Origin of the sequence: Singulisphaera acidiphila DSM 18658 (genome assembly GCF_000242455.2) — a bacterium.
GTDB lineage: Bacteria > Planctomycetota > Planctomycetia > Isosphaerales > Isosphaeraceae > Singulisphaera > Singulisphaera acidiphila.
This window is the reverse complement of the sequence record NC_019892.1, coordinates 1,613,955-1,638,365: the sequence shown is the minus strand read 5'-3', so window position 1 is coordinate 1,638,365 and position 24,411 is coordinate 1,613,955. Positions and strand designations below refer to the sequence as shown.

Here is a 24,411-nt window from a genome sequence, read left to right as displayed (position 1 = left end):
GGTAAGAAACGCTCGCCTTATGCAGGCGAGCGAAACTTCCCAGGCGAAAGACTCCTTCCTATTCCGGCATCTTTCCGCCAGCAGGCATGCTGATGGCCGACTTCTTCCAGCCTGGCAACTCGGCTTCGATCTGTTTGCGAAGAAGCGGGGCCAATTTCTTATCGGCGTGCGGCGTGAGCCCATCGTAGCGTAAGGCTTCCTCAGCTTCCTTTGCGGCATCGCCGTACATGCCAATCTCGGCGCTCGCCAGGGCCAGTTCGGCATGGAGGGTCGCGTTGCTCGGATAGAGTCGGGAGGCGCGTCGGGTGGCCTCGACGATGTTCGCGCGATACGTCGTGAGCTCGCCCGGTTTGAGTTTGTCCCCGAGTTGGTTGAGCAGTTGCCGGGTCACCTTGGCCCGTTCGTGGTGCAAGGTCCAGGAATTCGGGTTACGAGGAGGCGAAACGGCTTCAACCATCGAGGCAGGGATCGTCTTCCAGCGCATGTCCTCCGGCTTGGCTCCGCGCGACTCCCATTCGCGATACTTCTCGAACGCGAGGCCAAGCCACGGTCGGGCGCTGTATTTGTCGAAGCTATAGGCCTCTCGGTAAGCGGCCTCAGCCACTTCAAACTTGGGAGGATTGGCGCGAAGGGCGGCGTCGGCCTCGGCGATCGCAGCCTCGGACCGCCAGAACGGGAGGATGGCCCCGATGAACGTGCCGAGCAGGGCCGCCCAGGCCAGGGCCAGGCCAAACCCAAGGAATCGACCGCCCGGCTCTCGGAGCCGACCGCACGGCCGATCCTCGCGCAGATTCAGACCGAGCGCGATCAAGGACCAGAGCATCAGCGCCACCCCCGCGATCCCGATCCCACCCGCCGCCAGCAGGTTGATCGCAATCGCCAAAGCGCCTGCCCCAAACCCGACCGCCGAGATCGGCACCCGCCGCCAGACTTGCAGGCCGAACAGGACCGCCCAGACCCAGGCCAAACCGAGGATCAACCAGCGGTTGGGCATGTCGCCCTCGAACGGGTTCAGCGTCCCCAGGACCGACGCCAAGACCCAGCCGCCCCCAGCGCAGACGAGCAGCCAATTCGTCCGACGTGGCGGATCGCTCGGCCATTCCAGAGCGGACAGAGGCTTCGAAGCTCCCTCCACCGGCAATTCCACCGACGCGGGGGCAGTGCGGAGCAAGTTCCAAAAAGCGACGCCGAGCCCGGTGACAAGAGCGACCATCGCCAAGGCGCCCGCCGTCGACCAGACCTCAAGCACGAGGTTGTGCGGGTCGAAAATCTCCTCACTGGCCTCGGGAAGCTTATGACGGAGGTAGGGGGCCGTGAAATTGCCCGGCCCACGCCCTCCCCAGAAGACCTCTTTGCGTTCGGTGATCACCCGCCAGGCGCCGACCCAGTATTCCCGACGATAGCGAAGCGACATCGGCGACTGGGTCAGGACCTGGCGATCAAGCTTGCCGGTCGCCAGCCCCGCCGAGACAAGGCCGCCGATCACAACGAGGCCACCCAAGGCAACGAGGAGCAAGGTCTTCTTCGAAGCCCTTCGCCGTTCGCACCAGGCCAGGGCGAGGAGGCCGACCGCGAAGCCGATGTAAGAGCTTCGGCTCTTGGTCAGGATCAGGCAGACGAGGATCGCCAAGGCCGGGAGGATCGCCAGCGCCAGGCTTGCCAGACGCGACCTGCGCCCATCCCGGCGGATCAGGTTTTCCCAGCCGACCGCCACCATCAAGACGAGTGGGCCGACCAGAAAACCAGCCAGTGAGTTGGCCAGCGCAAACGTCGACATTGTCTCGGTCGAATTCAGCCGATCCTCGAACATTTTGGCCGCGGTGGAGCCAGGCGCGTATCCCATCTGCTTGAGAACTTCGAGGCGATGCGCCAGGTAGTACGCTCGCGTCTGCGGCATTTCCACCCCAGCGTGGTAGAGCCCGAAGACGGCGACCGAGACCGCAGTCGCCACCAAAGCACCGGCCACGACGACCGACTCCGAGCGCGTCCTCGGCAAGTTCCGCACCAGGAGATAGGCCAGGCCGACCGCACCCCAGTCCCAGGCGAGATTGATCGCCAGGCGGCGGTCGTACGCCTGTCCCGCGCTGAGGCCGACCAGCGTGATCAAGGCGATCACCGCGGCATCGGTCCACGACCAGCGAAGCCGAACGACCCCACCGACCAATCCGGCAGCGACGGCGAGCCCCACCACGAGCAAGACAGCCAGGTCCCAGTAGAGACCGGCTCCCCCTTCGGCCTTGGGGTCGACTTCGCTCGGCCAGTAGGCGCGGGCCGTCAACAGGGCGACGGTCAGCCCGAGTGCCACCCGCCGGAGACGTTCGCCCAGCCAGGCCGCCAGTTCGGCGTCGGAGTCATCCGACAGGGATTCCGGCCCCTTCCGATCCAACCTGGGGTTCGGAAGTACGGTTGGCCTCGGGCTTCTCCTGGCCATGATTGAACTCACTCCGATCGGAACGGGTTGCGGGAAACTTCGAGGATCGCCACCACCCCGAGCAGACAGCAGGTCTGGGCAAGAACGACACACGCCCCGACCGCATCGAGCTGATGGAGCAAGAGCGCCCCGAGCCCCCCCGCGAGTGTTACTAAATCAATCGTCCGGACCGCCTGCGGTGGCGTCAAGCCGCGCTCGACCAGTCGGTGCGAAAAATGACGGCGGTCACCCACAAAAGGGCTCCGCCCTTCGCGAAGCCGGATGATGATGACCGACACCGTGTCGTAGAGCGGAACCGCCATCACCAGCAAAGGGGCCAACACATTAAAAGACGAGGATTTGGCGTTGTATCGAAAGTAGGTGCCAGCGATCGTGAGCGCCCCGAGCATGAAGCCCAGGAAGTTGCTTCCCGCGTCCCCCATGAACAACCGCGCGGGGTAACGATTATGGACCAAAAACCCGGCCAGCGCCCCGACAAGAACGAGCAACACCGCAGGCGCGAACAGACTTCCCACCGCCACCTGCGCCCCGACGAAGAGCAAGGCGGCGATCAGGCCGACGCTCGCCGCCAGCCCGTCCATGTTGTCGAGCAGGTTGAACGCATTGGTCAGCCCGACCACCCAGAGAACCGACACGGCGCCCCCCAAAACCGGGTGGTTGAAGGGCCAGAAAAGGGTCACCCGAATCCCGGACAGGACGAGCACCGTCGCCAAGGCAACCTGCACGCCCAGGCGAAGCCGCCAACCGAGCGTGAGCCGGTCGTCGACCAATCCCATGAACATAATCAGGGTCGCCAGCCCGAGGATCGTGCCAAGCTCTCCGGCGCGTTCCCAGACCCCTCCCACATGCTTCGCCAGTTCGATGGGAAGCGCCCCACGGCCAAAACCGGCTACCGACGCCCCCAGGGCAAGCACAGCCACCGTGGCCAGCCAGATCGCCAGGCCGCCGCCGAGCGGCGTCGGCATCTTGTGGCCCTTGTGCCCGGCCGGAATGTCGATCAGCCCCAGCCGCGGCGCCCACTGCCGCACCAGTGAGCAGAACCAGGCACTCAGGACGAAGGCGAACAGAACCAGGCTCAGCCCCGCACCGCCCACGATCCAGGTGTCCCGCGAAACCATTTCAACTGCTCCCGGAGCTTCGACTCGCCAACGGAGAAAACCAAATGACCCGCAAGCGATCACCCTTGCTCTTTGGGTCACGACGAGACGGAGCGCTCCGGGAACAATATCCTTGGCCCGAGCTCGATTAGACCTGGGAATTCAAGGCGGACATGACCCCTGCGCAGCGGTCGCACAAACCAGGGTGCTCGGCCGACTGGCCGACCGTCGGCCGCAAATTCCAACAGCGTTCGCATTTGCCCGCCGGCGACTTCAGAGCCCGGATCACCAACCGGTGCTCGAGGTCCACGAGGTGCGTCTCGTCCCCGACCCACCCTTGTTCGCTCTGGACGTTCTCGATCTGCCCCACGCGCACGACGTCGATCTCCGCGACGATACAGATCGTCGTCAGCAGGTCGCGATAGCGTGTGAGGAACTCGGCCGTTTCGGAGGAGTCGGTATAGAGTTCGACCGAAGCCTCCTGGTTGCTACCAATCTTCTTCCCCTTGCGCAGTGACTCGGTCTCCCGCAAGATCAAGGCGCGATAGACGAGCAGGTCCTTCCACGGGATCGCCGACTCGGCCGCCGTCCCGCTCGGCTCGGCCTCGGGCCAAGCGGCGAGGTGAACGCTGGGAACCTTGGCCGGAGAGTCTGGGATGAGCTCCCACAACTCTTCGGCGGTATGCGGGACCAAGGGGGCCAGCAAGCGCGTCAGGACATCGTGCAGCTTCGCCAGGACGAACTGCGCGGCCCTGCGATCGGGTCCTTGAGGAAGTTCGGCGTAGAGCCGATCCTTGAGCACGTCGAGATAGAAGCTCGAAAGCTCGACCGAGCAGAACTGGTAGATCCGCTGGAAGACCCGGTAGAACTCGAACCGCTCGTAGGCCCCCTTCACGTCCGAGGCCACCTCGTCGAGCTGGCGCAACGCCCAGCGGTCGATTTCGTGGAGCGACTCGGAGGGTACGCTCGCCGGGTCGAACGACGCGTAGTCTTCGAGGTTCCCCAGCATGTAGCGGAACGTGTTGCGGATCTTACGGTAGGCCTCCGACATCTCCTTGATGCCTTTTTCGCTCATCCGGATGTCGTCGGCATAGTCCATGCTGGCGACGTAGAGCCGCAAGACGTCGGCGCCATACTGCTCGGTCGCCTTGACGGCCGAAACGGCGTTGCCACCCGACTTGGCCATCTTCTGGCCCTTGTCGTCGACGACGAACCCGTGGGTCAGCACCGTCTGGAACGGAGCGCGACCGGTCGTCCCCACGGCCGTCAGGATCGACGACTGGAACCAGCCGCGATGCTGGTCCGAACCCTCAAGATACATGAAGGCCGGGTAGCCGAGCTCGAAGCCCCCCGTAAGCACGCCACGGTGGCTCGCCCCCGACTCAAACCAGACGTCGAGGATGTCCCCTTCCTTGCGGAAATCGGTGCCACCGCATTTCGAGCAGGTCAGGCCGGGCGGGAGGATCTCCTCGACCGGCTTCGTGTACCAGGCGTCGGCCCCTTCCTTGCGGAAGAGATCCCGGAAATGGCGGACCGTCTCGGCCGTCAGGGCCTGCGTTTCGCAACCGTTGCACCCGAGGGCAGGGATCGGCACGCCCCAGGAGCGCTGACGGCTGATACACCAGTCGGGGCGGAGCGTCACCATCGCGTCGATCCGCGACTTGCCCCAGCCCGGCAGCCAGCGGACCGAGTCGATCTCCTTGAGTGTCCGGGCGCGCAGGTCGTTGCGATCGACCCCGATGAACCACTGCTCGGTGGCGCGGAAGATCACCGGCTTCTTGCAACGCCAGCAATGGGGGTAGCTATGAACGAACGAGAACTCATGATAGAGGTATCCCCGTTCGCGGAGCAGGGCGATGATCTCCGGATTCGCCTTGAAGACCCCCTTGCCCACCAGCGCGGCAGGGGCCTCGTCGGTGAATCGTCCCGAGCCGTCGACCGGGCTCAGGGTGGGAAGCTGATAGGTGCGGCCGGTCTGATAGTCCTCGGTGCCGTGCCCAGGGGCGGTGTGGACCAACCCCGTGCCGTCTTCAACGGTCACGTATTGAGCCAGGACGATTGGGCTGGTCCGCTCGATGAACGGGTGCCGGTACTGGGCGTGCTCGAGGTCCTTCCCTCGGCAACGCCCCAGTTCCTGGATCTCGGTCACCCCGCGAAGCGCCATGACTTTGGGCAGCAAGTCGGCGGCCAGGATCGTCTGCAAAGCCTGACCTGACTCCGGATCGACGTAGCGGACGCCGACGTAGTTCAGGTCCGGGTGGGCAGCGATCGCGACGTTGGCGGGCAAGGTCCAGGGGGTGGTCGTCCAGACCATCGCATGCCAGGGGCCCGTGCCCCATGCGGCGGGCACGCCGGAAACGATCGGGAAGTTGACGTAGATGCTCGGGCTCGACTCGTCGCGATACTCGAGTTCCGCCTCCGCCAAGGCGGTGCGGTCGTTCATGCACCAGTGAATCGGCTTGAGCTGGCGGAAGACGTATCCCCCGGCGAGCAGGTCGGCCAGGACGTCGAGAATGCCGGCCTCGTAACGGGGGTCGAGCGTCAGGTAGGGGTTGTCCCAATCGCCCGAGACGCCGAGGCGGCGAAACTGGTCGCGTTGGAGGTCGACCCACTTGAGCGCATCGGCCTGGCAGAGGGTCCGGATCTCCGCGAGGCTCATCGTGGCGGCCTTGGAGCCGAGGTCTTTCACGACCTTGTGCTCGATCGGCAGGCCGTGGCAGTCCCACCCCGGGACGTACGGGCTATCGAACCCCTGCATCGTCAAGGAGCGGACGACGATATCCTTGAGCACCTTGTTGAGCAGGTGCCCCATGTGAATTTCGCCGTTGGCGTAGGGGGGTCCGTCATGGAGAACCTTCCGCTCCGACCCGGCACGGGCCTGGCGAATCTGGCCGTAGAGATCGGCCTCACGCCAGCGCTGCTGGATCTGGGGCTCGCGAACGGTCAGGTTCGCCTTCATCTCGAACCGGGTGACCGGGAGATTCAGTGTTTCTTTATACGGCTTGCTGTTTTCAGACATGGCAAAAATTTCAAAGGGAAGGCCGGCTGTTTCACGGCGAGTGGCGAAAGCTCGATGGAAAATAAGGGGAGAGGCCGCGATTCGGTCGGGAGCGGCTCTTCACCGGAATCGTGCCCGGAGGCACGATCCAGGCGAAAACCAGCGATCAGGTCAACTGCTCCAGGACACGTCGCACGATCGTCCTGAGCTTACCCTCAGCCTCCTCAGCGACCGCGATAATCTCTTCGAGGCTGACCGGAACCAGGGCATCGGGCAAGCAGAGGTCGGTGATAATCGAGAAGCCAAGGACCCGCATCCCCGCGTGGACGGCCACCAGAACCTCAGGGACAGTGGACATGCCGACCACGTCGGCACCGATCCCTCGCAGGTAGCGGTACTCCGCGCGCGTCTCGAGGTTTGGCCCGGTGACCGCCACGTAGACACCGCGATGGGCCACAATGTTCTCTTCCAACGCAGCCCGGAGCGCCAGCTTTTGGAGTCCCTGATCGTAAGGCTCGATGAGGTCGGGAAAACGGACGCCGAGGCGCGCGTCGTTGGGCCCGATCAGCGGGTTCACGCCGAGGAGGTTGATGTGGTCGTCGATGACCATCAAATCCCCCTTGGCATGCATTGGGTTGAGCCCCCCCCCGGCGTTCGAGACGACGAGGTAGCGGCACCCGAGTTCCTTCATCACCCGGATCGGAAACGTGACCTGGGCGGCCGTGTATCCCTCATAGAGGTGGAACCGCCCCTCCATGGCCACGACCGATTGGCCGGCGAGCGTCCCGCAGACGAGCTGCCCCTTGTGACTTTCGACCGTGGAGCGGGGAAAGTGGGGGATCTCAGGGTAGGGGATGGTGGCCTCGGCGTCGATCTCCCCGGCCAAAGCCCCGAGACCCGTTCCGAGGACAATGCCCACGAGAGGCGTACCCGACCATCGCGTTCGGACGGCCTGGGTGGCTTCCTGAACGTGTTCCCATTCGTGGTGCGTCATGATAGGTGTTGGCGATCGAGTGCGTCGGCGGGATCGGCAGGTTCGACGAAGGCCGAGAGACGCCGACCCGAGTCGTCCCCAACCCGACGACTCCCCGGAAGACGTTGATGAGCCGGACGTCACCAGAACGTCGCGTCTCGTCCCGCCTCAAACGGGGAAAGATCGCTATCCCAACGACTCAGTAGCGGCGAAGCAAGCGAGAGAACCGGGGGTCGCGGCGAAGGGACTTCAAGTCCGGGTCGCGGCGCACGTGTTCGAGGTGGCGATACCCCAGGTCCAGGGCGCGTTGAAGCGCGGCGAAGGCCGGATCGGTAATTCCGAGCACCGCGTAGCTGCAAGCCAGGTTGTACCACGGGATCGAACGCTCGGGCATCAGCCGAACCAGGCGGCGGTCGATCTGGAGCGCCCGTGTGTAAAGTCCCTTGGCGGCCAGGTTATTGGCATGAACCCGAAGCGCGTCAGCAAAGAACGGATCGCGATCGAGAACGCGGCCGAGAAATTCAATTTCAAAGTCGAGTTGGCTCTGCTCGCGAAGCCGCCGAGTCGTGGTCTCGGGGGCCGGGCCCTCAGAGGAGGGGTCGCTCGGTCGATCCTGGTGTGCGGCCATCGCAGAGATGCTCCCTTCCCGGTCCCGACCGTCTGCGTCCTCAAGGAAATCGCTCAACCGGGGCCTGGTCGCAAGCGCCTCGGATTCCCCCGGTGACAATGACTTAAGGATAGCCGGAACAAGGTGCAATCAACAAGGAGAAGTTCGGCGAAATCACCAAGGCCATCACGGCGCAGCCGGGAAAAGGCGGGAGATTTGAGATTCGGCTCTCGTTCCAGGCCACTCGAGAGAAGGGGGCGGGCGCGAAATTCGCGCCTGCCCCAATCGTCGAAGCTGACCCCAAACTAGAGCTCGAAGAAAACCGAGCGTGCCGACTCAGATGTCCTCGAGGTCATCATCCTCGGCATCGTCGAGGTCCTCGTCCTCATCATCGTCGAGGTCATCATCCTCATCTTCGACGTCGATATCGTCGATCTCACCGTCGATCTCGTCATCAATGTCGTCGTCGAGGTCATCGTCCTCGTCGTCGAAATCGTCGTCGAGGTCATCATCCTCGTCGTCGAAGTCGTCGTCGATTTCGTCGTCCTCGTCGTCGACTTCCTCGTCGTCAAATTCTTCTTCGTCGCCGGGGTGCCGGGCAGCCGGAGACGAAGCGAAACGGTCGGTCCATTTCGCTTCGCCCATCATTGGTTCTTCGAGTTCCGCGAGCATAACCAGACGGTCCCACATGAGGTCAGTCCTCAGTCCTAAAGATCTACGGGGTAATCCCCGACACCGCGCAATATCAAAGTGAATAGCCGACTCGCCCGTCCGACGTCCGAAAACAGAGGGTAGGGGCGGAGCCACACACGTCGTCAAGGCGAAGCGCCATTGTCAAGCAACAATCCAGGGTTAGGGCAAATCTCCCTTCAAAAAGAAGGGAGACCACGAGGCCCACGTCTCAGGCAAGTCGAACGGCCTGTCCGGTCGCGGCCGAACGGGCGATCGCCTCCAGGAGTCGAACCGTGTCCAATGCCTCTTCGGCCGGACAACATAGAGGCGCGCCGCTCGCGACGGCCGCTATGAAATTACCATCAATGCTCTCGGTCGCTTCGGCGAGCGGAACGGTCTGCGCCGGCGCATCGCCAAGTTGCTCGAGCAAGGTCGTCTCGGTCGCCCGGAGCTTCCCCCGTTCACCGAAGAAATTGATTTCAAAGAGCGGACCCGGTGAAACACCGGATACAGCCAAAGTCACCGGCGTTCCGTCCACCAAGCGAATGGCCGCCGCAGTCACCAGGTCGAGACCCGACTCAAGACGATTCTGGACTGCGGCAACATCGGTCGCCACCTGCCCTGTACTCCAGAGAAGTGCGTCGATCAGATGATCTCCGGCATCGGCCAGAATTCCGCCGCCAGCAACTTTGGGGTCAAATCGCCAAGAATTCTCCGCGCCAACATGCGTGGCCAGCCAATCCTGAGCCAATGTTGCCGTGACCAGGCGAAGCGGCCCGATCTCCCCTGAACCAAGACGTCGACGCGCTTCGACCAGGCTGGGGAGCAAGCGATACTGATGCCCCACCCCCACCTTCCGACCCCGTCCCCGGGCCAGCCCGACAATATCGGCGGCTTCCTGGACGTTGGTTGAAAGCGGCTTCTCGATGAACAGATGGCAATCCGCTTGCAGGGCATCCATGGCCGGGCGGTAGTGCGCCAGGTGTGGCGTGAAAATCGCCAAGGCGGCTGGAGTCAACTGCTTGAGCAAGTCGCGATGATCGGCAAAGGCAATGGCGGCCGGCCCTGTACCCGTGGCGGGAACGAGCGCGGCGAGGGCCTTGGCGGCATCGAGGTCGGGATCGGCACACCCAACCACCTGCACCCCGTCAAGGGTGAGGAGTCGGCCGAGGTGGACACGAGCCGCGAGGCCGCATCCCACGATCCCAATCCTGAGCGCTGAACTTGCCATTCCACCTCACCCCCGCGCCTGACCGTTTTGGCCTCACGACCATCGGGATCAAAAACTAACGCGGCCCATACCAGCAATCTCCCCATCCCGCGTCAAGAGATTATCGCAGCCGGTCAAGACCTAATCCCGGAATTCTGGAGAAGGTTGCGAAAACGAGTCCCATCGGGAGACCGCACGTGCAAATCTCCCCTTTGGAGAACGTTCCGCCATCACCCTTGATGGGGGTAATGTACCATGCTCTCGACCAAGTCAAGGTGATTTCCCAAATCACTGACGACTTCGTTTCCATGAGGCGCTGAACTCCGGGGCAACGGCCCCCCTTCGAGGCCAAATCTTCTCGGTTTCATCCGGCTCACCTTGACGGAGGATTGCGCGAACTTTATATTAGGTTCCTCGTCAGACGGTGGGTGTGGCCTAGCGGTTAAGGCGCCAGATTGTGGATCTGGATATCGCGGGTTCGAATCCCGTCATCCACCCTGTCTTTTAAAATTTTCGTCGGCCATGTCTTGAGTGCATCTGCCGACGAGAGCAGCACGGCCTGAAAATCTCCAATCAAGTCGTACCGGTACTACCAAAGTACTGGTGTAATTTGGTGGTCGACAAGGGTTGTGCTGATGATCCTTGCACAACCTTCCCACCCATTACCTAACATTTCCACGGGTTGTCAACGATAAGCCCAAGGGGCTTGTCATTATTCATTGTGCTGTCTCCCTCCCCAGGGCCCCGAAGGTCGGGCACGAGCTGACGGAGTGGGAAAAGACGATGCGCCAAGCGCTCGACGCGAATGGTCCGCGTGGAGGCCAAGCACATCGCCGATTATCGGCTCTATTCCGGCGATTGAGAATGGACCGGCGGTTCACAACGTCTGGGCAGTCGGCCGCACAAGGATTTCGTTGACGTCGACGGCCGGGGGTTGCTGGATGGCGTAGAGAATGGCCTGCGCAATCGCCTCGGCCGGGATCGCGATGGCCATGTACCCCTTGATTTGCTCGGCGATTTGGGCGTCCGTGATGTGGCTGACCAACTCGGTGTCCACGGTACCGGGGCTGATGATCGTGCTCCGGATGGTCGGTCCGGCCTCCTGCCGGAACCCCTCGGCGATCGCCTGGACCGCAAACTTGGTCCCGCAGTAAACCGCCGCGCCGGGGAAGACGAGATGGCCGGCAACAGACGACACGTTGATCATGTGTCCGCTCCCCTGGGCGCGGAACCGAGGCAGGGCGGCCGAGATGCCGTAGAGCACGCCCTTGATATTGACGTCGATGGTCCGGTCCCACTCGTCCACTTTGTCGGCGGCGAGCGGCGAGAGCGGCATGTAGCCAGCGTTGTTGATCATCACGTCGATCCGGCCGAAGTGCTCGACGGCCGCGTCGACGAGCGCCTTCACCTGCTCGCGTTGGGTTACGTCGACGGCGTGGGCCAGCGCCTGGCCTCCCGCTTCCTGGATCTCGGCGACGAGCTTCTCCAAACGGTCGACGCGGCGAGCCCCCAGGACGACCTTGGCTCCGTGCGCAGCGAGTAGCCGGGCGGTCTCCGCGCCGATCCCGCTGCTGGCCCCGGTAATGACGACGACCTTCCCCTCGATCTTGCTTTCCCAGGCAGGCATTGTCAGATTCTCCAAGGCATCGATACATGTCCGCCGCAGGCAAACGCCGCGGATCTGGATGGATTCTAGGGAACGGGCCCTTGAATCGTTGTCCCGATCCTCGACGATCTTTACACGAGTCCTCAATCGGCAAGTTGTCTGCCCGCAGAGGATGCCCCAGGAGCGGTTCAATCCCCAAAAAAGGGAAGGGGAGGGCGATTGTGGGGAAAAAGCAAAGGGATGGAGAAGCTTTGGCAGGAGCGAGGTAAGCAGGGAGACGGCGAAAGCCTCGGCGAGGTAAGCGAATGGGCTTGCCGGGCTGTCCAGGGCATCGGCTCGGGCGGGGACATCCGAGGTTCAGACCGATCTCGCAGCAAATGACGCGGCCGGACGGGCCAAGTTGCTCGACATTCGGGTTAGTTCCACGGACTCCGGGAGGAACCCCAGGAACCGGGCAAAGCGGCGCTGCCTCTGGCTGGCGTACCAAACCTGCCGTGCCCGCCCCCTGGTTCTTCTCGCTCGCGACCCGTCCATCGTGATGCTCCTCACCGCGACCAACCCAGCACTGTTGGACCCACGCTTTAACAGCTCTCTGACATCACTACGCAACCGCCCTGTGAAACGGGACAGAAAATCAAAAGAAAAAGGGCCCAATCCATCGGTTCTTGCCACCGACAAATCGCGGCGTCTTCACCCCCAAGGCCGGGCCGAGCAATAGGGTCATTGTCGCCCGAGGGGGCTGCCAGAGGCGAGCACAACCTTGATGACAAGCGCTCCTGCAAGCGGATTGGCAACGCCAGGATGAGGCGGTCGCATTCGTAACCCCTTGGTAGGCCACCAGAAGAGGGGCCTACCAAGAAGTTATTCACATCAGGGGGCACGAACCGCGCGACGCTCAACGAGAGAACGGGATCGTCGCGGCCTGCGGACCACCGAGCAACTCGAAGCCGAATTGCTTCTCGCTGAGGTTGACAACCTTACCGACCAAAGGGGGAGCCTCGGCCTGGGAAAGCGTCAAGATCCCGTCAAGATAGTCGGCCTCGCCAGTGATCGAGTCGGCCTGACCGTTGGCGTTGACGTCCCAGGCGAACTGACCGTCGGCTTGGATGTTCAGCTCGATACTTACATCAGGCGTTGGCTTAGCCCTCCAGGTGCCGACCAAGGCCGGCGGGGGAGGGGAGGGCTGGTGCGCCGGCTCCGTCTCGGCCACGGCCGGAGTCTCGCCGGGAGGGGCCAGCAGCTTGGCGAACTGGGCGGCCAATTCGTCTTTGGGCTGGAGTTTGACAACTTCCTCGAATTGCTGCCGTGCCTGCTCGACATGGCCTTGCACCATGTACTGGTAGGCCAGCACGAAGCGCTTCGACGCTGTCGTCGTGTTCCCCTTGATGGCGGCCTCAAGTGCCCGAATCTGACCGGTATAGGTCTCGACGTCGGAATAGAGGCCGATCATGGTCGTCCAGTCCCAACCAGGGCCGGCCGTCAGGACGGCGTAGAGTACGGCCGCCGCCTCGTCATAACGCCCCAGGGCGAAGAGGCAGAGGGCGCGGAATTCGTGGAGAACCGGATCGTTGGGGAACGGTTGCAACGCCAGGTCGGTAAGACTCAAGGCGCGTGCGAAATCACCCGCCTTGAAGGAGTCACGTGCGGCCAGGAACGTCGAGTCATCCTGTTCGGTCCCCTCAGGCTCGGGAGGAATGCTGGTCAGGTCGAGGGGACGGCTGTAATCCGGAACAAAAACCGGAGGCGCATTCACGACCACCGTCGAATGGATCACGGGAGCGACGAAGTACGGGTTGGTGAAGCCTGTGTAGAGCCAGCCATTGGCCCAGGGGCCAAGCCCCCAGCCGGCGAGACTCGCATGGCCCCAGGTGGGGAAAACGCGGATCGGCCCTCTCCTGGGCCCGACCCCCCAACCAACCGGGCCGACCCAACTCCCGAAGTGGCTTCGCCCCCAGCTCCCTCGATACCAATGGCCGTGAAAGTGCGAGTTGGGACGCCCCCAACCCCACCCCTGCGCAGGCCACCGACCACCACCCCAACCGTTGTTAACATTCACATTGACGTTAATATTGTTCCTGTTGCCGAACCAACCGCCTCCCCCTCCCCCAACTCCGCCAGGGCGGAAGTTCCCCTGATTCGGCCGGTTGACAATCCCGAGGTTGTCACCAAGTCCAGGCCGATAGCCCCCCCCGCCGGGGCGATAGTCACCTACGCCAGGACGATTGATCCCAGTTCCCGGACGATTGTTACCCAAGCCAGGGCGATTAATCCCCGCTCCTGGACGGTAATCACCTATGCCGGGACGATTGATCCCAGACCCAGGACGATTCTCGCCCAAGCCAGGGCGAGTGATCCCCGCTCCTGGACGGTAATCACCTACGCCAGGACGATTGATCCCAGACCCGGGACGATTCTCGCCCGAGCCAGGGCGATTCCCAGCTCCCGGTCCCGAGATACCACCACCGCCTAGACCAGGGCGGTTGCCACCGCCTGGCAAGGGCGTAGGGCGGGTGATCCCCCCCGTCCCAGGTCGGTTCGTCGATCCGGGCGTCGCGCTCGGACGTTGCGCGGGCCGGTTCGCCGCGCCCAGGTTGGGCCGGGAGGCTGCCCCCGCGTACCCACCGGCGGGGCGTGACACATTCGGGCGGCCCATCGGACTGGTCATTCCGCCTCCCGGGCGCGCCCCTCCCGCTCGGGCTCCTCCGGCCCCTCCTCCCGATCGCCCCGCACTGCCCCCACGCTGCCCATAGGAGGGTTGCATGCAAGTCAAACAGAAGCCGAAAACCAGGACCAGTTTCCCAAAGGCGCCCATCACTACGGCCCTCGCGAGGATGCTTACGGATCAGGATGCACGACAGATCGAGTTCAACCGAGGGCCGCCGAGTGGCTGGAACCCAGGACGCCAAATTCACAGCGCTCGCTCGAAAGTCAGCGCCGCTCGCTCTCGGGAGCCGGTGCTTCGGCCGGTCTTTTTCGCTCCGAAGGGGGCGCGGGCCGCTCGGCATCAGTCGCAGGTGGCTTTCGAACCATCAGGACCTCGTCGATATCGGGGAGCAATTCCGCCCCGACGATGCGGTCGGTGGATTGAAACTTGACCGCGTCCTTGTTGACCGGCTCGATGACCTGAGTGGCCGAGGTCGTGAGACCATCGCCCGTGACCCCGCCCGCCTTGACGATCCAGGCGTCGCCCGAGCGGGTCCATTGTCCCTGGCCGAAGCCTCCTTCGGAGTCGAAAACCCACGACCGGATTTGCTTCGCCTGCGGATCCCAGCCGATCCACTGGGTCCCGCTCCTGGCGGGTTCGCCATCGATCTGGACCGTGTATTTGCGAACCAGAAACTTCTGATCCTCGTCCCAGCGCACCGTGTTCGCGACCTTGCCATCTTCGCCCTCGTCGACCCAGTCGCCGACCAGCCATTCGAGCTCTCGGAGCGGCCCTCCCTTTTCCACCGTCTCAGGAGTCAAGGTCGTGCCGTCACGAAGTTCGGCCAGCAGCCACCGATCTCCCTTCCGAACGGCGATGAGGCTGTAACGCCCCGAGGAAAGTGCAGCGCCCTCCTCATCCTCAAGTTGAAAAGGGCCCACGACCGAGGCGACGTCGGGGGTCAGGAAGCGGATCGCCTCGACTTCCCCCGAGATCTTGCAGGTCGGCCCAGTTCCGAACGCTGCGGCATAATGCTGGCCGATCGCGTCACGCCCCCGAACTTCCCCCCCATCCTGGTTGATGAGTACGGCATCCTCGGTGAAGCTCGCCGCGAGCCCCTTGACGTCGGCCTTGTTGTAGGCGTTGTTCAGCACTTTGAGTAGGCTGCGGACCTCCGCCTCACCGGGAGGGGCGGGAGACGCCGTCTGAGACTTCTGCCCATCTTGCGGATAGGTCGCTCGCGAGACAGCGACCAACCCAATGACGATGCCGGCGAACATCAGCAATGGCGTGCCCCATCGTCTCACGCCGCTCTGTCGTTCCAAGCGTTTCGGCACATTCTCCTCCTTTTATATTACGAAACACCGGCCTCCCTCACAACAGCCGGCTCAGTAGGTTGAAGATCCACTCACCGGTCGAGCGCCAGCACGGTGAAATGGCCGCCGACTCTACGGACACGCTTCGATTGTACCGGCATTGCCAGGCGACGATAGCACCGACTCTCCGTGACGTTTGGATCGGTCTTCTCCTTCCAAATCACTTGCGAGCCAGATCTGACGGCTCAACGATGTAAAGCCCGGAGGAAAATGCCATTGTGGAAGAATTTAACACCGGCTATCTTGCAGCGCGCTGTGGAACCGCAGGGGTATTGCGCCCGTCTCCGTTTGCAAGTGGGATCAACGGGAAAGCAAGCTCGACTTGGAAGTGAACCGACCGGCAATCGGGGTGGCGATGGCCTCGGGAAACAAGTCAGGCCGATCCCAGGGAAGGGATCGACCTCAAGCGTCCCGTGACAGGAGCCGAGTCCGCGTGCGATCGTACTCACATTGGTCAAGCTCGCGGAAAACCATGCTCGGCCTGTGGGGTCTCTGGGTCGCATTCGGGCCGACCGCCTGGGCGCAGGAGCTTCCCTCAGCGCCTTCCTCTCCAGCTCCAGCGGCCCCCGTTCCCGAAACCCCTCCCGGCAGCCCACCGCCGGCCGCGCCGATCTCCATCGAGCAGCTCGCCCAGCGATTGCAAGCGATGGAGGCCATGAACCGAAAGCTCGCCGAGGAACTGGAGACGACCCGGCGGGAGCAGAAAGCACAGATCCAGCAAATTCTCGAGCGATTCGGGGAACTGCCGCCACGCTCGAGCGACCGGACGGCCGAAGCCGGCCAGGACGGCCGTGAAGCCAACGGAACGGCTTCGCCAAGCGAGAATGCTGAGGCGGCCGCCATGGACTCGCCCGTGCCCGACTACACGGAAGGGCAGTTCAACCCCTACACGCCCCCACCAGGATCTCCTCCCCCGAGCCCCTCCCGCTCCAAGCGGTCGCCGCTGCTGGGCAGCTTCGGCCCTGGCTTTCGGTTCCAGACCGAGGACGAGAAGTTTCGGCTCCAGATCCACTACGAGTCCCAGATCGAGGCCCGAATCTGGCAGCAGAGCGACCAGGTCCCGGCCAATAGCGGTTTCTTCTTGCCTCGTCAGCGAATCTTCTTTGATGGAAACATCACCAAGTCCATTGAGTATGAACTTTCAATTAATCGCGGCTTGAACAATATTAATATTCTGAATGCTTATATTAATTTGCATTTTGATGACCGGTTCCAGTTCCGCTTCGGCCGCTTCTTCACGCCGCTCCCCTACGATCAGTTCGCGATTTCGAATTACTGGTTGTTGACCCCCGAGCGATCGATCTACACTACGAACCTCGGCCTCAACCGCCAGATCGGGATGATGGGCTGGGGTTACCTCTTCGACAAGCGGGTCGACTACGCGGCAGGCATCTTCAACGGCTCGCGTAACTCGTTTGAGAGCCTCCACAACGGGGTCGATTTCGTCGGGTATCTCAATGCGCGACCGTTCCAGGAGTCGGAAGGGTTGCCATTGCTCAAGTTTTTGAACATTGGCACATCGGTCGCTTACGGGTATCAGGATCAGTCCCCGGTGCCCAGGACGTTCCGGATCGGCGGCGGCTCGCCGGACGCCAACATCCCCGGGACGGCCACGGTGCCGTTCCTGATTCTCAACCCCGACGTGATCGAACGGGGAGAGCGGTTGCTCGGGTCGGTCCACTCGGCCTACTACTACAAAGGGCTGTCGCTCATTGGCGAGTGGCAATATGGCTACGGCCACTACGCAACCCCCGGCCGCCGAGCATCGGCACAGGTTCCATTCGCGGGCTTCTACGTCGCTGGGGGCTATTTCCTGACCGGCGAGCACATCGAGCGGCGGACCCGGGTCCAGCCCCTCCGGCCGCTCGTCCCGACCAACAAGGGAGACCATCGCGGCCTGGGCGCCTTCGAGGTCGTCGGGCGAGTCAGCGAGTTGCACCTCGGCGAACAGATCTTCACTGGGGGCTTCGCCAACCCGGACCTCTGGTCCAACCAGGTCGTTACGACTGAGCTTGGAGTCAATTGGTACTGGAACGAGTACGTGAAAGTCTACGCATTTTGGTTACACGGTGAGTTCGCCGACCCGGTCCAGTATCGCCCCGGCCGGTTGCAAGACACCGCCGACATGTTCTGGCTGCGGTTTCAGCTCTATTTCTGAGGCAGGAGCTCGGGAGACTTCAAACGACCAGGCTGAAATTCAAAAATGGCTTGGCGCAAGTCCGAAGAGTAATCAGGAGCCAAGGAAAAAAATGACGGCCGGACTACTGGTGGGAGGCTGTCCCCTGAAGTAGCCCGGCCGAACGACTCGAGACCGCTGTCAGCGAAATCCACGGCGGGCGGATCTCAGCCTTTCGGCGCCTCGGGTTTCTTGAGCGACTCTCGGAGCGACTTGGCGCGGGCCTCAAGCTTTTCGGCTTCGGCGTCATCGCCTGACTTCCGGAGCACGGCGGCGTAGTCTTCAAGAACCGTCGCCACTTCCAGGGGATCACCCCCGGATCGCTCGTAGATACCGACAGCACGCTTGCAACACTCGACGGCTTCGGCCTGGTGGTCCTGCGACAGACAGACGCGCCCCAGCTTCGAGGAGCAGTTCGCCACGTGCGGGTGATCTTTCCCGAGGTCAAGCTCGTAGAGGGCGAGCGCCTTTTTGAGGATCGGCTCCGCCTCGGCGGGCTTCCCCTGGCTGGCGTACAGCCAGCCGAGAGTTTCGAGACTGGCCGCAACGTCCGGATGATCGGCCCCCAACGCCTTCTCTCGAATCGCAAGCGCCCGCTTCAGGAGCGGTTCGGCCTCGGCGTACTTCTCTTGATCGAGGTAGAGCGAGCCGAGGTTGTGCAGCGTCGGCGCGAGGTCGATGGGCTGGCCGTCGGCCATCTTCTCGCGAATGGCGAGCGCCCGCTTGTACGAAGCCTCGGCCTCAGGGAAGTTGTCGAGCAAATGGTCGACCGTCGCCAGATTGTCAAGCACGGCCGCGACGTTCAAATGCTCGGGGCCATAAGCCTTCTCGGCAGCCGCGAGACAACGCGCATAGGTGGCGCGGGCTTCGGCCGACTGACCCGCCGCATCGTAGATGGACGCGAGCGTATTGAGGCTTCGAACGACGTCGGAGTGCTCGGCGCCGAGGGCCTTTTCGCGAATGGCCAGGGCCGACTTCGCGAGCGGCTCGGCCTCGGCGTTCCTACCCTCAGAGGAGAGCACCCAGGCGAGGTGGTCGAGCGTCGTGGCAAGCCTCGGGTCATCCTCGCCAAACGCCTTCGCCTCTTTCTCGGCCACGCGGAGCCGGCGTTCCGCCTCGTCGAGGAGGCCCTCTTTGTACGCATTCCAGCCGGCGTCATGCTCCGCCTTCCAGTCCGCCCCCCGCGTCATCGCGGCGGGGAGAGAGCAAGCACCGAGTAGGGCCGCCACGAACCAGGTTCTTACCGCCAGATTCATCATGTTCTCCTTATTCCGGCACCCCGGCCGGAAGGGACTCTCTTTCGGAGTGTGTCATCTCTTGCTGGAGTTGGTTTCAGTTAGTCCATCGGCCGGAGCCAGGGCTTCGGAAGCCGGCTTCGGCGGCCCGTCGTCCAGTCGCGGGCGCCCGGCCCGACGGTGCGGGGGCTGGAACTGCCGCTCGCTTGAGTCCGGGTGGAACTGCCGGTAAACCTCGGGGGAGAGGCCGGACGAGGCCCAGTTGCGGCCGGGGGCGCACTCTGAGGCCCGGGGTTGGCGTAGTAGCCGACGCCCTGGTAGCCGGACGCGTAGATGAACCGGGGGCTTGCCGTCCCATCCGCCACTACGGGCGCGGGGACCTGCGGCGTCATAATCGCGAAGGGGACGGTGAACGAGGCCGAGGTCTCGGCCGAATCAGTCAGCCCGGAAACTTCAAAGACAACCTTCGCGCCCGAGGCTGGGACTGTTCCCAAGCCAATCGCCCGCACCAGCGACGTCGAGGGTTGACCAGCCGCCGCCGACGCCGGCTGGAGCCGGCGGTCGAACCAGGGACTCGGCGAATTGGGGTGATAAAAGGTCGCGATCGCCGACAGGTTCGTGGCGTCGAGTCCCTTTCCGGTGGAATCCTGGGGGAAGATTCGAATTCCCTCGGCGTAGAAGAAAACCTCGAATTGGTGCCGTTCGGTCTTCCCCACGAATCCGCCTCGGGCGCTCCTCACCACCGGAGGAGCCTCATCTTCGGCGTCCGCTCGGGACAGCAGAGCGAGGCCCATGAGTCCACCCAGCAGGAGGATCCCCGCCGTCGGCACGGTTTTCAACACTGGACGCATTGCAGCAATCACTCCCTCGGGATCAGTCGCATCACGATAGCCGAATGTGGGCGCAATCGCAGCCCGACCCCACCCGGCGGTGTCGACACTTACCTGAGCTAAGCACGCTAAGACGTTGCCCGTCGCCTCCGAAGGCCGGCTCACGGGGCTCAGAGATCGAGACCAAAAGGATCAGTTGGGCGGCCCAACCCTTCCTTCAAGGGTAGGAGCAGGCCATGGCGGGTGACGGCGCATTGGCACTGGACATGACGATCGAGGTTGATCGGCTCGCCGCCGACCCCGGCCTGGAGAGAGACCAAGGTAGCAAACCCGCTTCCGGCCCTAGAATGATGAGCATTTCCAATTGCCACCGCAAGGCACAGGTGGTGAGGAACGTGTCGAATCTTGACACGCCGGTAAAAGATCCAGCAAGCACGTTACTACGTTCTTGTTTTCAGAGTTCCAAGATCCGTACTCACCCGGTTGGCGCTCGCTTCTGTTTACGCGCAAAGGCCGGCTGAATCTCGACCCGTGCGATCGTCCTATTCGGCCGCCCAGCGATGGTGACTCCCGAGAATCGAGATCCTCCAGTTTACCCCGCCATGCGAACCCACCCCTACATTCCTCAAGCGAATCAAAACCCCCATGCGATGCTAAAGCGTCCGATTCATAGCAACCGACATTATTCCTAATTGAAGCCTGGCTGCCGCCACGCCCCCTTACTCAACGGGCAAAAAACATGCCTCCATTGAAAAACCGCCGTACACGGCGGGGCCCCACCGTAAGGCATTGGCAATTTCGATTCGGCCACGGCTTACTGGTCCTCTTCCTGGGCGCAGTCACCGCCCACGCCCAGGAATTTGTGCCACCTGAGATCGTAACGACCAACCCACCGCCACAGCCGACCAGCTCCGGGTTGCAACCGGAGTCGCTCCCGGGTGAGCTCGCGGAAGATATTTCTCAAGCCCCCGTCGTGCCCAGTCTCGGACCGACCCCGGTCTCAGACGTGAGGTTCCTGATGGACACGCTCGGCTTGAAGAACCTGTTCGGCGAGAGCGGCATCCGAACATTCGGCTGGGTCGAGGGGGGCTACTCAGCCTCGTCGAGTGGCTCGGGCTTGCTCTCGGTCGAACCCAGGACGAACCGGTTCGGCAACGAGTTCTTGCTCAACCAGATCGGCCTCGTGATCCAGAAGCCGCTCAAGCAAGACCGATTCGACATCGGTTTCAACGTTCGATACTTCGCCGGTGCCGATGCGGCGATCGGCCAGCCCAGAGGGGGCATCAACGATCCCCCCGGCAACTCACACTTCAGCCATGACTTCCGCGACCTCTACATCTCGGCCCACCTACCGATCTTCACTGAAGGTGGTATGGATGTGAAGGTCGGCCGGATGAACTCGATCATCGGCTACAATGGCTTCCTGGCCCCCTACCGGCCCTTTTACTCCAGCGACTACCAGTTCTTCTACTCGCAGGACGGTGCCTTCACGGGCTTCCTGACCAACCAGCATATTAATAGTCGACTCGACATCTGGAACGGGATGACCTTCGGGGCCAACACCTTTTTCACCAAGCGAAGTGATAATTCCATCTGCTACATCGGCCAGGTGAATTACTGGCTAACGGATGAACAGCGAACGCGTCTGACGGGTTCGGTCTACTGTGGCCCGAACGCCATCTTCGCCGCCCCGGGCATGGCCGGCAATTACGACACCACCGTCGAGCTTCGCATCCAGCAGAACTGGAGCGATCGCTTTGTACAGATCGTCCAGTCCAACATGGGCTGGGATACCAATACCCCAGTCGGCACCGGTTCCTGGTATGGCCTGTACACCATTGGCATCTATCACCTTGACCCACAACTCGACGCCCAATTCCGTGCCGAGTGGTTCGACGACGTCAAGGGGACACGAACCGGGATCGACACCGACTATGCCGAGGTAACCCTCGGTTTGAACTGGCACCCCAACAAATTCCTTGAGATCCGCCCCGAGATCCGCGGTGACTTCGCCGGCCAACCCGCCTTCGGTGGAGGGGGCGACCCGCCGACCCATCGGAGCCAGTTGACCGGCGGAATCAGTGCCCTCATCAAGTTCTAATATCAGCCTTCATCCAACCAAAGAAACGGCGATGGCAACCCTCGTGTTGCCATCGCCGTTCGTTGCGTACAAACCAGAGCGGCTTATCGCAATCTCACCTCACTCGGATACCACCGGGGTTGAGAACCAGTGGTTCGGGGCGAGGCCGGTCGAGTCGAGGAACCAAGGAGCGGCCTCGGGGCCCCCGGTCCAGGCCCCGGCCAGGCGGAGGGCCTGCACGGCGAGGTCGGCCGTGACGGCCGTCGGGTTGCCGGACCATCGCATGCAGATATCCCCGGTGTCGAGCCGGAAGATCGAGCGCCGGAAGGCCGGTCCGGCTTCGGCCTCGGGGAGAACTTCGGGCGTCGGCCCGGAGATGAACAGGCTGGCGCTGGCCAGAGTCCCCCCGAAGTACCAGTCGACCTCCTCGGAGTTCCAAGGACCGTCCCAGCGGAACCGGTCGCGGTAGATCAACCGGCCGGCGCGACGGGCCTCGAAATCCTGGACGATGCGCTCGAACTGGAAGCGCTCTGAGAGCGCACCTCGGTTGTAGCGGCCGGCGAACCAGATATCGCCCCAGATCAGGCGGGCGCTTGGGGCAAGTTCGACCCGCGCGCGTTGGTAGTAACGGCTCCCCTGGAACGGGATCGCTGGGCCGGGCAAGACGACCAGGCAGGCGTCGTCCTCGGCTTCCACCGCCCACTGCTGAGTCGCGTAGCTGGCCAGGGCCGGGTGAACGCGCGTGGCCGACTGACCCGTCACGAGCGCCCGCGTCCCCGCCCGCGCCTTGATCTCGATGAGGTGGCCATCTCCGTCCATCAGGCCGGCGGTGAGGTTGATCAGGTAGAGGAGGGACGCCGACTCGCCGTCGATGACGAACGGGGGCATGAGGCGGACCGGGACCTGCTGGTAGCAGGCCCCCAGCCGGGTCTCGACCCCGCAACGAACCAACTCGATCCGCGCGCCGCCGACGCGGGCGGCCTGATGCTCCTTCGGGTGGAGCCCCTGGAATTCGGGGGGCGTCAGGAGTTCTTCGCGTGTGATGCGAGTTGCTCGCGCACCCACTTGATCACCTCCTCGACCCCTTCCTTCTCGCGGAGACTGACCATCATGAACGGCCGCTCGCCCCGCATCTTGAGGCTGTCCCGGCGCATGACCTCCAGGTCCGCCCCGACGTACGGCGCGAGGTCGGTCTTGTTGATCACGAGCAGGTCGCTGTTGCAAATGCCTGGCCCCCCTTTGCGAGGGATCTTATCTCCCTCGGCCACGTCAATCACAAAGATGAACCGGTCCGCCAGCTCTCGCGAGAAGACGGCCGTAAGGTTGTCGCCCCCCGACTCGACCAGAACCAGCTCGAGCCCGGGAAATTGGCGCTGAAAGTTGGCCACGGCGCTGAGGTTGGCACTGGCGTCGTCGCGAATGGCCGTGTGAGGGCAGCCCCCGGTCTGAACGCCGACGATTCGCTCCACCGGCAACACCTCACGGCGGGAGAGGAACTCGGCGTCCTCGTGCGTGTAGATGTCGTTGGTGATGACCGCCAGATTCAGTTCGGGCCAAAGGGCGCGGCAGAGCGCCTCGACCAGGGCCGTCTTGCCGGAACCGACCGGTCCGGCCACACCCAGGGTGAAAACCTGGCGTGACGGCCCGGCATAGCGTGCGGGGCCAGGGCGGCCCATGTGATCGTGACCTGGGTCGTTGTGGAAAGCGACCCCCCAGCGGGGACGGCGGCGCGAAGGCCGTGCGGACCAACCTCGCGCGTCCGACCAATCATTAAGATCGGAACATCCGAGCATAGATTCGAGTTTGCTCATCGCAGAGGATCTCGTAGAAAGGACAACCCGCGCCGGCGGTCTCGGGATCGCGTGCACCGAGTTCCGGGGCGAGGTCATGGATATCATCATGGACGTAGGCCAGCACTTGTTGGCCATGAGTGTGACCGATCGGGATGGCGCGAACCCCAGCGCCGATCATACCCAGCGCCGCCTGGTGCAGGTAGGCCGTAAGCACGTCGTCGGGCCCGCCGCCCGCAAGGGCGCCGAGCAGTCCGAACGCAACGGCGTGATGCCAACCGGCAGGTCGCTCGGACAGCGGGGCCATGAGTGTCGCCAGCCCGGTGGCGCACCAGGCCCAGGTCGCACCCAACGCCAGGAGCTGGTCGCCCATCTCTCGGCTGGCGATGCGGATCGAGGGGGCGATGATGGAGGTCTCGGCCATCCGATTCAAGGTCAGCAGGTCGTCGGAAAGGCCGGCGTGGGCCGCGCGGCAAGCCGAGGCGACGAGCACGCCCTCCAGGGGACCGAGGGACGTCCGCAGCCATCGCCGGGTCCATTTCTCCAGGGTCTCGGGATCGTGGACCAGGCCGCGCGCGATCGCCGTTTCGAGCCCCCACGAATGGGTGTAGCCGCCGATCGGCAGGGCCGAGTCGGTGATCTGAAGCAAGCGGAGATTCATCGAGATCTAAAGTCCGAGGCCAGAG

Annotated in this window: 18 protein-coding genes and 1 tRNA gene; 4 read left to right on the top strand and 15 right to left on the bottom strand. The window is 63.3% G+C overall.

Going from position 1 to position 24,411, the window contains the following annotated elements; translation table 11 throughout:
* Positions 1–58 precede the first annotated feature (58 nt).
* From SINAC_RS06415 to SINAC_RS06385, 7 genes are all read right to left on the bottom strand, one after another.
* Positions 59–2,431, bottom strand: coding sequence for an O-antigen ligase family protein (locus tag SINAC_RS06415; protein WP_015244868.1), 2,373 nt, complete (start codon positions 2,429–2,431; stop codon positions 59–61).
* A gap of 8 nt (positions 2,432–2,439) precedes the next feature.
* The gene (locus SINAC_RS06410; protein WP_015244867.1) at positions 2,440–3,549 is read right to left on the bottom strand and encodes a glycosyltransferase family 4 protein; all 1,110 of its coding nucleotides are present in this window, start codon (positions 3,547–3,549) and stop codon (positions 2,440–2,442) included.
* Positions 3,550–3,676: 127 nt separating this feature from the next.
* Complete coding sequence (ileS, locus tag SINAC_RS06405; RefSeq protein ID WP_015244866.1) at positions 3,677–6,547, bottom strand: isoleucine--tRNA ligase; 2,871 nt, start codon at positions 6,545–6,547, stop codon at positions 3,677–3,679.
* Positions 6,548–6,692: 145 nt separating this feature from the next.
* On the bottom strand, positions 6,693–7,520 hold the full coding sequence (locus tag SINAC_RS06400) for a purine-nucleoside phosphorylase (protein ID WP_015244865.1): 828 nt from the start codon (positions 7,518–7,520) through the stop codon (positions 6,693–6,695).
* A 178-nt stretch (positions 7,521–7,698) separates the two neighbouring features.
* The gene (locus tag SINAC_RS06395; protein WP_015244864.1) at positions 7,699–8,127 is read right to left on the bottom strand and encodes a TPR end-of-group domain-containing protein; all 429 of its coding nucleotides are present in this window, start codon (positions 8,125–8,127) and stop codon (positions 7,699–7,701) included.
* Positions 8,128–8,442: 315 nt separating this feature from the next.
* Complete coding sequence (locus tag SINAC_RS06390; protein ID WP_015244863.1) at positions 8,443–8,796, bottom strand: hypothetical protein; 354 nt, start codon at positions 8,794–8,796, stop codon at positions 8,443–8,445.
* A gap of 211 nt (positions 8,797–9,007) precedes the next feature.
* Positions 9,008–10,009, bottom strand: coding sequence for a Gfo/Idh/MocA family protein (locus SINAC_RS06385; protein ID WP_237722454.1), 1,002 nt, complete (start codon positions 10,007–10,009; stop codon positions 9,008–9,010).
* Between the two features lie 403 nt (positions 10,010–10,412).
* On the opposite strand from SINAC_RS06385, the gene SINAC_RS06380 reads away from it, so the two are divergent.
* Positions 10,413–10,485: transfer RNA gene (locus SINAC_RS06380), tRNA-His, on the top strand.
* 380 nt (positions 10,486–10,865) lie between these two features.
* Here the strand turns inward: SINAC_RS06380 and SINAC_RS06375 are convergent.
* The 3 genes from SINAC_RS06375 to SINAC_RS06365 all read right to left on the bottom strand — a co-directional run bounded on the left by SINAC_RS06375 (position 10,866) and on the right by SINAC_RS06365 (position 15,575).
* Positions 10,866–11,615, bottom strand: coding sequence for an SDR family oxidoreductase (locus tag SINAC_RS06375; RefSeq protein ID WP_015244860.1), 750 nt, complete (start codon positions 11,613–11,615; stop codon positions 10,866–10,868).
* Positions 11,616–12,489: 874 nt separating this feature from the next.
* Positions 12,490–13,848, bottom strand: coding sequence for a tetratricopeptide repeat protein (locus SINAC_RS06370; protein WP_020465800.1), 1,359 nt, complete (start codon positions 13,846–13,848; stop codon positions 12,490–12,492).
* A 674-nt stretch (positions 13,849–14,522) separates the two neighbouring features.
* Complete coding sequence (locus tag SINAC_RS06365; protein WP_015244858.1) at positions 14,523–15,575, bottom strand: YybH family protein; 1,053 nt, start codon at positions 15,573–15,575, stop codon at positions 14,523–14,525.
* A gap of 511 nt (positions 15,576–16,086) precedes the next feature.
* Here SINAC_RS06365 and SINAC_RS06360 point away from each other — a divergent pair.
* Positions 16,087–17,772, top strand: coding sequence for an OprO/OprP family phosphate-selective porin (locus SINAC_RS06360; RefSeq protein WP_015244857.1), 1,686 nt, complete (start codon positions 16,087–16,089; stop codon positions 17,770–17,772).
* A 185-nt stretch (positions 17,773–17,957) separates the two neighbouring features.
* Here the strand turns inward: SINAC_RS06360 and SINAC_RS06355 are convergent, their stop codons facing one another.
* Positions 17,958–19,049, bottom strand: a complete 1,092-nt coding sequence (locus tag SINAC_RS06355) for a tetratricopeptide repeat protein (protein WP_237722456.1) — start codon at positions 19,047–19,049, stop codon at positions 17,958–17,960.
* Between the two features lie 77 nt (positions 19,050–19,126).
* The gene (locus SINAC_RS06350) at positions 19,127–19,876 is read right to left on the bottom strand and encodes a hypothetical protein (protein ID WP_015244855.1); all 750 of its coding nucleotides are present in this window, start codon (positions 19,874–19,876) and stop codon (positions 19,127–19,129) included.
* A gap of 215 nt (positions 19,877–20,091) precedes the next feature.
* Between SINAC_RS06350 and SINAC_RS39670 the strand changes: the two genes are divergently transcribed.
* Positions 20,092–20,376: a hypothetical protein gene (locus SINAC_RS39670; RefSeq protein ID WP_015244854.1), complete on the top strand. Its 285-nt coding sequence runs from the start codon at positions 20,092–20,094 to the stop codon at positions 20,374–20,376.
* 218 nt (positions 20,377–20,594) lie between these two features.
* Positions 20,595–21,956, top strand: a complete 1,362-nt coding sequence (locus SINAC_RS06345) for an outer membrane beta-barrel protein (protein WP_015244853.1) — start codon at positions 20,595–20,597, stop codon at positions 21,954–21,956.
* A 99-nt stretch (positions 21,957–22,055) separates the two neighbouring features.
* Here the strand turns inward: SINAC_RS06345 and SINAC_RS06340 are convergent, their stop codons facing one another.
* The 3 genes from SINAC_RS06340 to SINAC_RS06330 all read right to left on the bottom strand — a co-directional run bounded on the left by SINAC_RS06340 (position 22,056) and on the right by SINAC_RS06330 (position 24,386).
* Entirely contained in the window at positions 22,056–23,000 is a 945-nt protein-coding gene (locus tag SINAC_RS06340) for an urease accessory protein UreD (RefSeq protein ID WP_015244852.1), read from the bottom strand.
* Positions 22,958–23,611 (bottom strand): urease accessory protein UreG, encoded by a 654-nt coding sequence (gene ureG / locus SINAC_RS06335; protein WP_015244851.1) that lies wholly within the window; start codon positions 23,609–23,611, stop codon positions 22,958–22,960. Before ureG ends, SINAC_RS06340 begins: the two co-directional genes overlap by 43 nt.
* Before the next feature lie 94 nt (positions 23,612–23,705).
* Positions 23,706–24,386: an urease accessory protein UreF gene (locus SINAC_RS06330; protein ID WP_015244850.1), complete on the bottom strand. Its 681-nt coding sequence runs from the start codon at positions 24,384–24,386 to the stop codon at positions 23,706–23,708.
* Positions 24,387–24,411 lie beyond the last annotated feature (25 nt).

Bases quoted from the DNA above. Each gene is read 5' to 3' on its own strand.
- SINAC_RS06385 (WP_237722454.1), bottom strand. From the start codon at position 10,009: ATGGCAAGTTCAGCGCTCAGGATTGGGATCGTGGGATGCGGCCTCGCG.
- ileS (WP_015244866.1), bottom strand. From the start codon at position 6,547: ATGTCTGAAAACAGCAAGCCGTATAAAGAAACACTGAATCTCCCGGTC.
- SINAC_RS06345 (WP_015244853.1), top strand. From the start codon at position 20,595: ATGCCTCCATTGAAAAACCGCCGTACACGGCGGGGCCCCACCGTAAGG.
- SINAC_RS39670 (WP_015244854.1), top strand. From the start codon at position 20,092: ATGGCGGGTGACGGCGCATTGGCACTGGACATGACGATCGAGGTTGAT.
- ureG (WP_015244851.1), bottom strand. From the start codon at position 23,611: ATGGGCCGCCCTGGCCCCGCACGCTATGCCGGGCCGTCACGCCAGGTT.
- SINAC_RS06355 (WP_237722456.1), bottom strand. From the start codon at position 19,049: ATGATGAATCTGGCGGTAAGAACCTGGTTCGTGGCGGCCCTACTCGGT.
- SINAC_RS06375 (WP_015244860.1), bottom strand. From the start codon at position 11,615: ATGCCTGCCTGGGAAAGCAAGATCGAGGGGAAGGTCGTCGTCATTACC.
- SINAC_RS06410 (WP_015244867.1), bottom strand. From the start codon at position 3,549: ATGGTTTCGCGGGACACCTGGATCGTGGGCGGTGCGGGGCTGAGCCTG.
- SINAC_RS06390 (WP_015244863.1), bottom strand. From the start codon at position 8,796: ATGTGGGACCGTCTGGTTATGCTCGCGGAACTCGAAGAACCAATGATG.
- SINAC_RS06350 (WP_015244855.1), bottom strand. From the start codon at position 19,876: ATGCGTCCAGTGTTGAAAACCGTGCCGACGGCGGGGATCCTCCTGCTG.
- SINAC_RS06400 (WP_015244865.1), bottom strand. From the start codon at position 7,520: ATGACGCACCACGAATGGGAACACGTTCAGGAAGCCACCCAGGCCGTC.
- SINAC_RS06360 (WP_015244857.1), top strand. From the start codon at position 16,087: ATGCTCGGCCTGTGGGGTCTCTGGGTCGCATTCGGGCCGACCGCCTGG.
- SINAC_RS06415 (WP_015244868.1), bottom strand. From the start codon at position 2,431: ATGGCCAGGAGAAGCCCGAGGCCAACCGTACTTCCGAACCCCAGGTTG.
- SINAC_RS06330 (WP_015244850.1), bottom strand. From the start codon at position 24,386: ATGAATCTCCGCTTGCTTCAGATCACCGACTCGGCCCTGCCGATCGGC.
- SINAC_RS06395 (WP_015244864.1), bottom strand. From the start codon at position 8,127: ATGGCCGCACACCAGGATCGACCGAGCGACCCCTCCTCTGAGGGCCCG.